At 33.5% G+C, this 13,642-nt stretch carries 15 protein-coding genes; all 15 read left to right on the forward strand.

Annotated features, from left to right (window positions below):
- The first annotated feature begins 8 nt into the window (after nt 1-8).
- The 15 genes from BMZ74_RS03245 (at nt 9) to BMZ74_RS03315 (ending at nt 13,607) form a co-directional block, all read left to right on the forward strand.
- On the forward strand, nt 9-218 hold the full coding sequence (locus BMZ74_RS03245; protein ID WP_089859623.1) for a hypothetical protein: 210 nt from the start codon (nt 9-11) through the stop codon (nt 216-218).
- On the forward strand, nt 211-420 hold the full coding sequence (locus BMZ74_RS03250; RefSeq protein WP_089859626.1) for a hypothetical protein: 210 nt from the start codon (nt 211-213) through the stop codon (nt 418-420). Before BMZ74_RS03245 ends, BMZ74_RS03250 begins: the two co-directional genes overlap by 8 nt.
- A 121-nt stretch (nt 421-541) precedes the next feature.
- Nucleotides 542-1,306 carry a YebC/PmpR family DNA-binding transcriptional regulator gene (locus BMZ74_RS03255; protein WP_089859628.1) on the forward strand — a complete coding sequence of 255 codons (765 nt, stop codon included), beginning with the start codon at nt 542-544 and terminating at the stop codon, nt 1,304-1,306.
- A gap of 153 nt (nt 1,307-1,459) precedes the next feature.
- Nucleotides 1,460-1,957, forward strand: coding sequence for a crossover junction endodeoxyribonuclease RuvC (ruvC, locus tag BMZ74_RS03260; RefSeq protein ID WP_089859632.1), 498 nt, complete (start codon nt 1,460-1,462; stop codon nt 1,955-1,957).
- On the forward strand, nt 1,954-2,556 hold the full coding sequence (ruvA, locus tag BMZ74_RS03265) for a Holliday junction branch migration protein RuvA (protein WP_089859635.1): 603 nt from the start codon (nt 1,954-1,956) through the stop codon (nt 2,554-2,556). The genes ruvC and ruvA overlap by 4 nt, the downstream gene beginning before the upstream one ends.
- 2 nt (nt 2,557-2,558) lie before the next feature.
- Entirely contained in the window at nt 2,559-3,560 is a 1,002-nt protein-coding gene (gene ruvB / locus BMZ74_RS03270; protein ID WP_089859638.1) for a Holliday junction branch migration DNA helicase RuvB, read from the forward strand.
- 34 nt (nt 3,561-3,594) lie between these two features.
- Nucleotides 3,595-4,638 carry a tRNA preQ1(34) S-adenosylmethionine ribosyltransferase-isomerase QueA gene (queA, locus tag BMZ74_RS03275; RefSeq protein ID WP_089859641.1) on the forward strand — a complete coding sequence of 348 codons (1,044 nt, stop codon included), beginning with the start codon at nt 3,595-3,597 and terminating at the stop codon, nt 4,636-4,638.
- Nucleotide 4,639: 1 nt separating this feature from the next.
- Nucleotides 4,640-5,752, forward strand: coding sequence for a tRNA guanosine(34) transglycosylase Tgt (tgt, locus tag BMZ74_RS03280; protein WP_089859644.1), 1,113 nt, complete (start codon nt 4,640-4,642; stop codon nt 5,750-5,752).
- 106 nt (nt 5,753-5,858) lie between these two features.
- Nucleotides 5,859-6,185 (forward strand): preprotein translocase subunit YajC, encoded by a 327-nt coding sequence (yajC, locus tag BMZ74_RS03285; RefSeq protein ID WP_089859647.1) that lies wholly within the window; start codon nt 5,859-5,861, stop codon nt 6,183-6,185.
- A gap of 35 nt (nt 6,186-6,220) precedes the next feature.
- Nucleotides 6,221-6,766 (forward strand): signal peptidase I, encoded by a 546-nt coding sequence (gene lepB, locus BMZ74_RS03290; RefSeq protein ID WP_089859650.1) that lies wholly within the window; start codon nt 6,221-6,223, stop codon nt 6,764-6,766.
- Nucleotides 6,767-6,796: 30 nt separating this feature from the next.
- The gene (gene secD, locus BMZ74_RS03295; protein WP_089859653.1) at nt 6,797-8,005 is read left to right on the forward strand and encodes a protein translocase subunit SecD; all 1,209 of its coding nucleotides are present in this window, start codon (nt 6,797-6,799) and stop codon (nt 8,003-8,005) included.
- 4 nt (nt 8,006-8,009) lie between these two features.
- A complete protein-coding gene (secF, locus tag BMZ74_RS03300; protein ID WP_089859656.1) occupies nt 8,010-8,873 on the forward strand; it encodes a protein translocase subunit SecF in 864 nt (287 codons plus the stop codon).
- 80 nt (nt 8,874-8,953) lie between these two features.
- The gene (locus BMZ74_RS03305; RefSeq protein WP_089859659.1) at nt 8,954-10,621 is read left to right on the forward strand and encodes an ABC1 kinase family protein; all 1,668 of its coding nucleotides are present in this window, start codon (nt 8,954-8,956) and stop codon (nt 10,619-10,621) included.
- A 45-nt stretch (nt 10,622-10,666) separates the two neighbouring features.
- Nucleotides 10,667-13,105 (forward strand): single-stranded-DNA-specific exonuclease RecJ, encoded by a 2,439-nt coding sequence (recJ, locus tag BMZ74_RS03310; RefSeq protein WP_089859662.1) that lies wholly within the window; start codon nt 10,667-10,669, stop codon nt 13,103-13,105.
- Nucleotides 13,095-13,607 carry an adenine phosphoribosyltransferase gene (locus BMZ74_RS03315; RefSeq protein WP_089859665.1) on the forward strand — a complete coding sequence of 171 codons (513 nt, stop codon included), beginning with the start codon at nt 13,095-13,097 and terminating at the stop codon, nt 13,605-13,607. The genes recJ and BMZ74_RS03315 overlap by 11 nt, the downstream gene beginning before the upstream one ends.
- The last annotated feature ends 35 nt before the right edge of the window (nt 13,608-13,642 follow it).

Consider the following 13,642-nt stretch of genomic DNA (forward strand, 5'->3'; position numbering starts at 1 on the left):
GTGGCTAGATGAAAGAAACTGTTTTGAAAGCAATTAATTATATAAATACAGCAGTAAATAAATCAAACCAGTTTAATGATTATTCTCCTGAAATGAGTAATCGAGTCTTAGATAATCGTATTATTACTCTGGAAGGTTACATAAGATATATTGAAAGAGAAGCACTTCCGAAATTAAAGAGTTTAGTCAATAATTTAGAGGAGGTTAGTAATGGTTGATCAGGTATACTATAAGATTCAATATCCTCTAAAAAAAGCAATTGATTTAATGAAAGATATAGATAATTGTGAGGCTGGAGATATCAGTCAGTCTCTTTCAGATTATGAAGTAGAAGCAATTGAAGATTTTATCAATAATTGGAATAATGAAGGTAAAGAGAAACTAGTTAGCTTAATCAGCCAATTACGGGCTAGTAAATAAGAGTATTATTCAGCCATGGCTTTTAGTCATGGTTTTATTTATTGTTATAACTGCTAATATTGAAATACTGGAATAATTATGGTACAATAAACTGCAAACTGATTTATAAGGAGGTTGAATTATGGCTGGACATTCCAAATGGGCTAATATCAAACATAAAAAACAAAAAGAAGATAAAAGAAGAGGTAAATTATTTTCAAAATTAAGCCGGAAAATTGCTGTAGCTGCTCGACAGGGTGGTGGGGATCCTGAAATGAATTCAGATCTCAGAATGGCAATTCAGAAAGCAAAAGATAATAATATGCCTAATGATAATATTGAAAGAGCTATTAAAAGAGGAACAGGAAATCTTGATGGTTTAACCTATGAATCTTTTGTTTACGAAGGTTATGGACCAGGTGGAGTAGCAATTTACATGGATATTATGACTGATAATCGGAATCGTACTGCTGCTGAAGTGCGTCATATTCTAGATAAAAATGGTGGTAATCTTGGTTCTAATGGCTGTGTTGCCTGGATGTTTCAAAGGAAAGGTGAGTTAGTACTTGACTTAAGTGAATTTGAAGTTGGGGAAGATGAGCTTTTATTAGAAGCACTTGAGGCTGGGGCAGAAGATCTTGAATATGGAGAAGAAGATGCAGTTATTTATACTGATCCTGCTAATTATGAAGATGCCAGAAAAGCATTAGAAGAAGCAGGGTATGAATTTGAATCGGCTGATCTAGCAATGGTTCCAGATAATGAAGTCAGTCTTGATAAAAAGGATGCCAAAAAAATGCTGAGATTGATGGATCAACTTGAGGATCATGATGATATTCAGGAAGTATATTCTAATTTTGATATTTCTGATGAAATCCAGGCTGAGCTTGAAGCTGAAGATAATTAAGTTGTTTTAATCAGATTTTAATAATTATACGATAAAATAATTGTAGATTTTAATAAGACACTGTTTAACAGTGTCTTTATTTTTTTGTTTTAATCTCAATCTAGACTATGATATAATAAATTCAAACATTAGTTTGAATGGGGTGTAATTAATTTGCGAATTTTAGGAATTGATCCCGGGCTGGCCACTATAGGTTATGCTCTGGTTGATAAAGAAACAAATCATTTTGATGTTTTAGAATATGGCGTTATTAAAACTGCAGCTGGTAAAAAAGATAGTGAGAGATTGTCCATTATTTATCGTAACATTAAAGAATTAATCACTGAATTTGAGCCAGAACAGATGGCAGTAGAAGAACTATTTTTTAATAAGAATGTTAAAACAGCAATTTCAGTTGGTCAAGCTAGAGGCGTTATTTTGCTGGCTGGTGCAGAAGCAGAGCTTAAAATTGCTGAGTATACTCCATTGCAGATTAAACAGGCTGTTGTCGGCTATGGAAGAGCTGATAAGCGACAGGTTCAATTAATGGTACAGTCTTTATTAAGTTTATCAGAATTACCCCGACCTGATGATGCAGCTGATGCTTTAGCTGTTTCTATTTGTCATGGTCATGTTTATAGTGCTCATTCTGGATGGGAGGAAAGACTATGATAGGTTATTTAGCTGGTGAAGTTATTTATTTAGAAGCTGGCACAGCAATTATTGAAATTAATGGGGTAGGTTATGAGGTCGAATTGGCCGGCTTTAAAACTATGCCTGTTCCTGGATCTGAAATAGAAGTCCACATTTATACATATGTACGAGAAGATGCTTTAAAATTATTTGCTTTTCCAGAACGAGAAGCGAAAGAATTATTTGAAATTTTAATTACAGTTAATGGAATTGGTCCTAGTGCAGGTTTAAATATTTTAAATACAATGCCAGCTGAACGATTTATTGCTGCAATTATGGAAAAGAATGAGCTTGTCTTAAAAGAAATATCTGGAATTGGTCCTAAAACAGCTCAACGTTTAATTTTAGAGCTGGAAAGTAAATTAGTAGATTTTCATGCTGATCATTTTACAGCTGGCAATTCTGCTCAGCTAGAAATTACAGCACAGGAACGTCAGGACATAATCGATGCTTTAACTGCTCTTGGCTATCAAATTACAGAAATTAATAAAGCTTTACGAGAACTTGATTTAACAGCAGAGGCAGCAGTTTCTGAAAAAATAAGACTAGTTTTAAGTTATCTTGGTAAGGAGAGATAGTAATGGAAAATGAAAGAAGAATTGTTTCTCCTAAAAAGAAAAAGGATGATAATGCAGTTGATCGTGGTTTAAGACCGGATAGTATTGCCGATTATATTGGGCAATCTAAATCAAAGGAGAAGTTAAAGATATTTATCCAGGCGGCCCGGGATCGCCAGGAGGCTCTCGACCATGTTTTGCTTTATGGACCTCCAGGCCTCGGTAAAACTACTCTGGCAGCTATTATTGCGAATGAGCTTAATGTTAATATTCACCAGACTTCTGGCCCGGCGATTGAGAGACCAGGAGATTTGGCTTCTATTTTAACTAATCTTCAGCCACATGATGTTTTATTTATTGATGAAATTCATAGATTAAATAAAATGGTAGAAGAGGTTCTTTATCCAGCTATGGAGGATTATTGTCTTGATATTATTATTGGCAAAGGTCCCAGTGCTAGATCTGTAAGACTTGACCTGGCACCTTTTACTTTAGTTGCAGCTACGACTAAAGCAGGGCGACTTAGTTCTCCTCTGCGGGATAGATTTGGAGTGATTAATCGTTTAGAGTTTTATAATCAAGCTGAGCTGCAGGAAATTGTAGTACGTTCTGCCCGGGTTTTAGATATAGAAATAATAACTCAGGGAGCATTAGAGATAGCCCGCCGTTCTAGAGGTACGCCGCGTATTGCGAATAGATTATTAAAAAGAGTAAGAGATTTTGCAGAAGTAAAAGCAGATGGTATAATTAATCAAGAAGTTGTTGACTCAGCGTTAAAGCTCTTGGAAATTGACAAGCTTGGGCTTGACAGAATTGATCATAAGCTCTTAAAAACAATTATGCTGAAATTTTCTGGTGGACCAGTTGGTTTAAATACTCTGGCCGCTGCAATTAGTGAAGAAACAGAGACTATTGAAGATGTTTATGAACCTTATCTACTGCAGCTTGGATTTTTAGAAAGAACACCGCGAGGGCGAGTGGCTACTGCAAAAGCTTACCAGCATTTAGGAATTGAAAAAAAATAGGATAGTAAAAGACTTATTTTGGAGGTTTAAAGTAATGAATTTAGATGAATTCGACTATCATTTACCAGAGGAATTAATTGCCCAAGATCCTCTTCCAGAAAGAGATAGTTCGCGCTTAATGGTTTTAGACCCATTAACTAAAACAATTAAAGAAAGTATTTTTAAAGATATTAAGCAATTTATTGAGCCTGGAGATTTAATTATAATGAACAACAGCCGGGTAATTCCTGCTCGCCTTTATGGAAATAAGATTCCAACTGGAACTCAAATTGAAGTTTTACTGCTAAATGAATTACAGACTGGTAGATGGGAAGTTTTAGTTAAACCTGGTCGCAGAGCAAAAAAAGGTGTTAAAATTGATTTCAATAATTTATTACAGGCAGAAGTTGTAGAATATACTGATTTTGGGGGTAGAATTGTTGAATTTAGTTGGAATAAAAGTAATTATGATTTTGAAGAAATCTTAAATAAACTTGGTGAAATGCCACTTCCTCCTTATATAAATCATAAATTAGCTAATCCAGAGCGTTATCAGACAGTTTATAGTAAAAAAAGAGGTTCTGCTGCTGCTCCAACAGCTGGGCTTCACTTTACTAAAAGTTTATTAGCTGATTTACAGCAAAATGGTGTTCTGCTTGATTATATAACTCTGCATGTTGGTCTGGGAACTTTTCGTCCAGTCAAAACCGAAAAAATAGAAGATCATAAAATGCACGCTGAGTATGCTGAAGTTTCTGCTGAAACAGTAGCTAAAATCAAGGCTTGTAAACAGCGAGGCAACAAAGTGATTGCTGTAGGAACAACAGTCACCAGGACTTTAGAATCAGCGGCAGCGGGAGAAGAACTTACCGATTTTAAAGGATGGACAGATATTTTTATATATCCAGGGTATGAGTTTAAAGTTATTGATGCTTTAATAACTAACTTTCATTTACCAAAATCAACTTTATTAATGCTTGTTTCAGCTTTAGCAGGGCAAGATTTTGTTTTAAAAGCTTATCAAAAAGCAGTTGCAGATAAATATAGATTTTTTAGCCTTGGTGATGCAATGTTTATTTTAAACAGGAAGGAAGATTAGTTTGTTTAATTTTAAATTAATTAAAGAAGATAAAGCTTCTAAAGCTAGATTAGGTGAAATTACTACCAACCATGGTAAGATAGAAACACCTATTTTTATGCCGGTTGGCACACAGGCGACAGTTAAGGCAATGTCAAGTCGAGAATTAGAAGAAATAAATGCACAAATAATTCTTGGTAATACCTATCATTTATATTTAAGACCGGGAGATGATTTGATTGCCCGGGCTGGTGGCCTGCATAAGTTTATGAACTGGCAGCGCCCTATTTTAACTGATAGTGGGGGCTTTCAGGTCTTTTCGCTAGCTAAGCTAAGGGAAATCAAAGAAGAGGGAGTCTATTTCAGATCACATCTAGATGGTTCAAAACAATTCATTTCACCTGAAAAATCAATGCAGATCCAAAAAAATCTTGGTTCAGATATTGTGATGGCTTTTGATGAATGCCCTCCCTATCCAGCTAGCCGTGATTATGTAGATAAATCTCTCCAGAGAACCTTACGTTGGGCAGAAAGATGTCAGGCTGAAATGGAAGGAATAGAAAATCAGGCTCTATTTGGTATAATCCAGGGGGGAATATATCCAGAATTACGCAAACAAAGTGTAGAAGAAATGCTAAAATTTGACTTTCCTGGTTATTCAATTGGTGGGCTTAGTGTTGGAGAACCGAAAGAAGAAATGTATAAAATGCTTGATTATACAACTCCACTAATGGCTAAAAACAAACCACGTTATTTAATGGGCGTGGGGACACCGGAAGATCTTGTAGAAGGTATTTACCATGGAATTGATATGTTTGACTGTGTTATGCCAACTAGAATAGCCAGACATGGCCAGATATTTACAGCTGTAGGTAGAAAAACAATTAGAAATGCAGTTTATGCGGAAGATTTTTCTCCGCTTGATCCTGAGTGTGATTGTCATGTCTGTCAGAATTATAGTAGAGCTTATGTTAGACATTTATTAAAACGCAATGAAATCCTGGGAGTTAGATTAACTACTTATCATAATCTTTATTTTATGCTTAATTTTGCTCAACAAATTCGCCAGGCACTAGCGGCAGGTAAATTTATTGATTTTAGGGATGAATTTTATCAAAATTATCAGCTCAAATAAAAAGCAAGCTTTGTTTTCAAAATAATATTGTTAATTTAGCAGGAAAATTAACTTAATTGTTGAATTAATTTTAGGAGAGAAAAAAATTAAAATAGGAGGATCATTAATGGAATATTTATATGCAATTTTACCATGGGTACTGATTTTTGGTATTTTCTGGTTCTTTTTAATCAGACCTCAACAAAAACAAAAAAAAGAACATCAGAACATGTTGGATAACTTGGTTATAGGTGATAAAATCATTACAATAGGAGGAATTAAAGGTAAAATAATTAAAATTAATGATAATAATATTAGAGTAAGAGTTTCTTCTAATGTTGATATTGATTTTATAAAAAATGCAATTTCCCGGGTGACTGAAAAAAATGAGAGTAATCATAAAAATTTAACTGCAGAGAATGATGCTGAACAGAGTGAGCAGGATAAAGAATAAAAGCTGATCCTGAGCAGGAACTGGAGGAAATTAATTTGAAAAACGCAATCAAAGAATTTTTGCAATCTTTAGTAATAGCTGGTATATTAGCTTTCTTCATTATCACTTTTGTGGCACAATCTTTTGTGGTTGATGGTAGGTCAATGAATAACACTCTTCATGATGGGGAACGGTTATTTGTTAATAAGTTTATTTATCGTTTTCATCCTCCCGAAAGAGGGGATATAATAGTTTTTACACCCAAAAGTGCACCTGATCAAAAATACATAAAAAGGGTGATTGGTACTCCAGGTGATACAGTATATATCAAAGATGGGAGTACTTATGTTAATGGAGAAGCTCTCCAGGAAGACTATTTGCCAGAGGAAATGATAGGTGATTTTGGCCCCTATCAGGTGCCAGAGGATCATCTTTTTGTGATGGGAGATAATAGAAATCATAGTGCAGATAGCCGATTTGAAAATATTGTTGGGTTTGTTAATTATGATGCTATTTCCGGTAAAGCTTTCTGGGTTTACTGGCCATTAAATAGAATGCGAATAATTGATCATCAGGACTATGATTTGTCATTTGAAAATTAATTTGTTTATTGTTAGGAGGACGTTTATTTAATGAGATACAAACAAAAAAGAAGAATTAAATTTTTAATTATTATAGTTATTATTGCTTTTGCTGCTTTTCTATATTATCAACATGGAATAAATTTAGGACTTGACCTTCAGGGAGGAGCTCATATTGTTTTACAGGCCCAACCAACTGAAGATCGTCAAATTAATGATGAAACTATGCAAGGAATCTTAAGTGTAATTGAGAGGCGGGTTAATCAACTTGGGTTAAGTGAACCATTAATTCAGCGTGAAGGTGATGATCGGATAATTGTTGAACTTCCATCAGTAGATAGTCCGAATGAAGCGATTCAAACAATTGGTCGAACAGCTATGTTAACTTTCAGGAATTCAAGTGGTGATATTCTGATGACTGGTGATGCAATTAAAGATGCCAGAGCTGCTCATGACCAGTATGGTCGAGCTGTTATTTCTTTTACTTTAACTGATAAAGGTAGTTCAGAATTTGCTGATATCACAAGGAGATATATTGGTAAGAGAATTGGTATTTATCTTGATGAAGAACAACTAACTAACCCAACTGTACAGGCAGTTATTGAGAAGAAAGGTCAAATTACTGGTTATGATAGTATCGATGCAGCAGAAAAAGATGCTGTTTTAATTCGAGAAGGTGCTTTACCTGTTCCAGTTCAAGTTATTGAAACTAGAACTGTTGGCCCTACTTTAGGTAAAATATCAATCGATAAAAGTATTACTGCTGGTCTTTTGGGATTACTTTTAGTTGCTATCTATATGGTTTTTTATTATCGTTTTCCAGGTATTTTAGCAGCTGTTATACTTGCTATTTATGGATTGTTACTTCTGGGTACTATGGCTGGTCTGCAGGCTACTTTAACTTTGCCTGGTATTGCAGGACTTATTCTATCAATAGGTATGGCTGTTGATGCTAATATCATTATTTTTGAAAGAATTAAGGATGAGCTGAGAAGTGGTAAAACACTGAGAGCTTCTATTGATGCTGGTTTCAAAAGAGCCTATACAACTATAATTGATTCTAATGTTACTACCATTATTACCGCTCTAATCCTGGCATATTTTACAAGTGGAACAGTAAGAGGTTTTGCTGTAACACTTGGAGTAGGTATCATTGTTAGTATGTTTACTGCTTTCTTTGTTACTAGAAATATTATAGATATCTTTGCAGGTAGTAAACTATTACAAGAAAATAAAGCCTTTGGGATTAGAAGGGGGTAATAAAGTGGATATTTTAGGCAAAAGAAAAATATGGTATTCAGTTTCTGGAACTATTATCATAATTGGATTAATATTTTTATTCATTAATGGTTTAAATTTTGGTATTGACTTTAATGGTGGAACTCTAATGGAATTCAAATTTGATCAAAGTATTACAGCTGAACAAATTAGAAATGTTTTAGCTGATCTCAAAATTGCTGAAGATGCAAAAATACAGCATTCAGAAACCTCCGGAGCTAATGGTGTTTTAATTAGAGCTCAGTCGCTTTCTTCGGATGATATTATCAAAATAGATGATGCTATTTCAGCAGCTTATCCTTCAGCTGATATGCTGAGAACAGAAATGGTTGGACCTACTATTGGTAAGGAATTAAGATTGCATGCTTTATTAGCTTTATTAGTTGCTTCAATTGCAATTGTAATCTATATTAGTTTTAGGTTTGAATTTAGATTTGCTGCTGTAGCAATTATAACACTTTTACATGATATCTTTATTACTCTAGGGTTATTTGCTATTTTGGGCAAAGAAGTTAATACTCCTTTTGTAGCTGCTTTGCTTACTATAGTTGGTTACTCTATCAATGATACAATAGTTATTTTTGATAGGATTAGAGAGAATATGAAATTAATGCATAGAGAGCCCTTTATTAAACAGGCCAACACTGCAGTAATAGAGACATTACCTCGTTCTATCAATACATCAGCAACAACTTTAATTACTATTCTGGCGATTTACTTTTTTGGCGGTGCTTCAATCCAGACCTTTATGTTAGCATTATTTATTGGTATGTTTGCCGGTACTTATTCGTCAATTTTTATTGCCAGTCCTCTTTTAGTTACCTGGGAAAACAGGTTACAAAAGAATTAAGTTTAAATTCTGGAATTATACAGCCTCTCCCTATTTTTTAGTAGTGGAGAGGCTTCTAACTTTAAAAAGGTTGTGATTAAATGGATTTTAATTTACCCAAACATTATCGACACTTTCAGCGGTATAGTGAAATTGCACAGATTTTTGTTAAAAATGGGCTTGGATTTATAATCTCACAACTTGATCTTAATCGTTATTTACCATTTAGTAAACGACTCAGTTCAACTGAAGAACCTCCCAGTGGCAAAAGGCTTGCAGTTAGGGTAAGACAGGTCCTGCAGGAATTAGGGCCTGCATATATTAAATTAGGCCAACTTTTAAGTACCAGGGCTGATCTTTTTCCACCTATCTTTATTTATGAAATGCGAAAATTACAGGATAAAGTTCCAGCTGAAAACTTTGAATTAGTTGAAGAATTTGTAAAAAAAGAATTAGGTAGTAAATATGGAACTGAAATTATTTCGATTGAATCTGAAGCTGTTGCGGCTGCTTCAATTGCTGAGACTCATCGTGTGGTTTTAAAAAACAACAAAACAGCTATTATGAAGGTGAAACGGCCAGGGATAGATAAAAAAATAGGTATTGATTTAGAAATTATGGAAAGTCTGGCTCATTTAGCTGAAGAGAGAAAACTTTTTAGTTCTTTAATTAGGCCGGTAGAAATAATTAGAGAATTTAAACGAACAATTAAAGATGAGCTTAATTTTAAAGGTGAGATGGCTAATATAATTCGTTTTCGCAGTGATTTTGCAGATAATCCTTATATTACTGCTCCATATGTTTATGCCAATTTATCAACGGTTAATTTATTGGTAATGGAAGAGATCAAAGGAACTAAACTAAATGAAGTTGGCCCTGATCATCCCCACAACAAGTTTATTGCAGAATTAGGTGCAAAAACATTAATGCGTCAAGTCTTAATTAATGGGTTTTTCCATGCAGATCCTCATCCGGGCAATATCTTTATTACAGGAGAGAAAAATATAACTTATGTTGATTTTGGTATGGTTGGACGAATAACTGAAGAAGATAGAGATTTAATGGCATTATTATTTTATGCATTATTAAATAAAAAATTAAATATGCTGATGGATATTATTCTTATTTTAGGTGATAAACCCGATCAGTTTAATCGGAGACGTTTCCGGCTTGATATTGAAAAATTACTTGATCGTTATTATGGCAGTGATTTATCAGAATTAGAAATTAAAGCTATTTTTGAAGATTTACAGTATTTTATTTATGAACATCAAATCAGGATGCCCCAGGACTTTTTTTTGCTTTTTAGAGCAATTGCAGTTAGCGAGGGAGTTGGACGTGATCTTGACCCAGACTTTAATGTAATTGAAGTTGGTCAGAAATTTATTTCTGAAATAATTAAAGATCGTGTTCAGGCAGAGAAAATACTTGATCGTTTAGGTTCTGAGATCTGGAAATTAGGCCGCAAAAAATATGAAATTAATAGCAAGCTTAAAGCTATTCTTGACAAAGTAGTTAAAGATGAACTGGCGATCAATTTTAAACACACTAATCTTGATAATCTTATCTATCGACTCGATGTAGTTTCTAATCGATTGGCAATAAGTTTAATCATATCTTCTTTAATTATTGGATCAACCCTTTTGATTCAAACAAATATGGAGCCGCGAGTTTTTAATATTCCGTTATTGGGTTTGATTGGTTATACGATTGCAGGTGTTTTAGGATTATTACTTGTTATTTCAATTTTACGTTCAGGTAAATACTAAGTACTCAACTGATTAAAAATATTATAGTTATATTGGTGATAATTTATGCAAAAAATTTGGCAGCTTAATGCTTATTCGAATACTTTTAATGATAAAGCTGAGCTTTTAACTTCTATTTTAACTAAAAGAGGTCTAGAAACAGAACAAGAACAAAATCTATTTTTAAATCCCAAGTTAGAAAACTTGAGTGATCCTTTTTTATTACCAGGAATGGCGACAGCAGTTGAAAGAATCAAAAATGCTATTCAGAATAATGAAAAAATATTACTTTATGGTGATTATGATGTTGATGGGATAAGTTCAACAGCAGTACTCTATCATTTTATGAAAAATAAATATCAAATCGAAGTAGAATATTTTTTACCGGATAGAATTGAAGATGGCTATGGATTAAATTCAGCTGCTCTTGAAAGAATAGCAGAAAAAGGAATTGACCTGGTAATTACTGTTGACTGTGGAATTACAGCTTTTAAAGAAGCTGAACGGGCAGTTGAACTGGGGCTTGACTTGATTATAACTGATCACCATACTCCTGGCCCGAACTTGCCAGCTGCTTTGGCTGTTATTAATCATCATCTTGTTGAAATAGAAGATTACTTTGCTGCTGAAATAGCTGGAGTAGGAACTGCTTTTAAACTGGCTCAGGCACTTAATGATAATAAAATAGATAATTACTTACTGGAATTATTGCCTCTGGTTGCTCTGGGGACAATTGCTGATCTTGTACCACTCCGTTATGAAAATAGAGTTCTAGTAAAAAATGGATTGAACAGAATTGCTGCCAGTAAAAATATTGGTTTGCAGTGTTTAATTGCTGCTGCTGGAAAAAAAGCAGATTCTCTATCAGCAGGACAAATTGCTTTTCAAATTGCGCCACCTTTAAATGCGGCAGGACGAATTAATACTCCTCGACAGGCTTTAGAGCTTCTTTTGACAACTGATCCTGTTGAAGCAGAAGCTTTAGCTGATGAGTTAATTATGTTAAATAAAGAGAGGCAGGCTGCTGAAGAGGTTATCTTTCAACAGGCAGAATCAAAATTGGCTAAAATAGATATACAAAATAGTAAATCTATAATTTTGGGAGACTCGCGTTGGCATTCAGGTATTATTGGTATTGTAGCTTCCCGCTTATTAGAAAAATACAATTTGCCTGTTATTTTGGCTGCTTTTGACAAAGAACGAGGTTTAGCTAAAGCTTCTTGTCGCAGTATTCCAGCTTTAAATATTCATCAGGCATTAGAGCACTGTCAGTCTGAATTAGTTAATTTTGGTGGACATAAGGCAGCCGCTGGTTTAACAATTACCATAGAAAAGATGCCTATTTTTAAAGAAAAATTTAATCAATATTTGAGTCAAACTTTAACTGAAGAAGACTATTTAGCAATAACAAGAGCAGATCTTAACCTAAAACCTGATTTTTTAACCAAAGATGTAATTAATGAGTTAGAAAAATTACAGCCTTTTGGTATTGCTAATCCAGCTCCGCGGTTTTTATTTAAAGATTTAACAGTAAAAAAAGCGTATCAAATTGGGAAAGAGAAAAAGCATCTTAAATTTTATACTGACTCTGGTTTAGAAGCAATTGCATTTAATTTTAAAAATAAGGCAGCTTTGATTAGAGAACAAGTAGTTGATTTAGTCGCCCAGCCTGAAATTAACAGCTGGCAGGGTAAAGAAAATATTCAGTTAAAAATAAATGATCTCAAGCTGACAAAGTTTAGTGAAGTTCCGCTTTTATTTAGCAGATCTAATTATAAATTTTATGATTTAAGAAACCATGAAAACAGAAAAAAATTGCTTATTAGTTTATTAGATTCAGCTGTATTTAAACAAGCAGCAGTCTATATTAATCAGAAAACTAAAGTTGAAAAATTAAATTCTTTCTATCCTGATCATTATTTTTTTAGCAACCCTACTTTGAAAAAAACTAATTCTGATTTAACTTTTTCTCATTTAATAATTTATTCATTACCTTTTTCAGTTAAGCAGTTAATTGAAATCATTAAATTGTATACCGAGCATAAATTATCAAAAGAGATTAAAATAATTTTTATGAATTCTACCGCTGAAATAAGTTTTAATAAAAAGATAATTAGACACAGTTTTCCTGCTCAAAAAGAAATTTATCAGCTTTTAATTTTGCTAAATCAATTATTACAATCAGCAGGAAATAAAGTTGTTAATAAAAGTGAGTTTTATAATCATTATTTAGCTGCAGATTTAATCAATCGGAAAAGCAGTAGATTTTTTAAGATAAGTTTAGAAATTTTGGCAGAAAACAAGCTGATTAATCTATCTGAACAGCAGATTAAATTAGTCACAGAGCTAAAAAAGGAATTGGACTTTGAGCGAGTAATACGATATAATAAATTATCCAGGCGAATGGAAAAGTTTCTACATTTAGAGGAATTAATTTTCCAGACAAATCTATTTGATCTGGCTGAGTTTGTATCTAATTTTAAGGAGGATAAAAATGAATCTTAGTGAGAAAATAAGAAACATTCCTGACTTTCCTAAAGAAGGAATTTTATTTAAGGATATTACTCCCTTATTAAAGGATAGTAAAGCTTTAAAAGAAGCAATTGTTAAACTGGCTGATTTATTCAGAGATTATGAGATTGATTATGTAGTTGGAATTGAAGCCAGAGGTTTTTTAGTTGGAACCCCATTAGCTATTGAGTTAGATAAAGGATTTATTCCAATTAGGAAACCTGGTAAACTTCCCTATGATGTATTAAAGATATCTTATGAATTAGAGTATGGAAAAAATGAAATTGAAATACATAGAGACGCAATTCAGCCGGGAGATAAAGTTTTGCTTGTTGATGATCTGCTGGCTACTGGTGGAACTACCCTGGCAGCTACTAAAATGATTAATGAGCTGGGCGGAGAAGTAGTTGGTTGTGCTTTTCTCTTAGAGTTAGCTGAGCTGTCGGGAAGAGAGATTCTAAAAGATTATGAAGTTAAATCGTTATTAATCGAGTAGAGTTAATCAAGCAGGACAAGATTGACTAAAGGAGT

This window comes from Halanaerobium salsuginis (genome assembly GCF_900114545.1).
Taxonomy (GTDB): Bacteria; Bacillota; Halanaerobiia; order Halanaerobiales; family Halanaerobiaceae; genus Halanaerobium; species Halanaerobium salsuginis.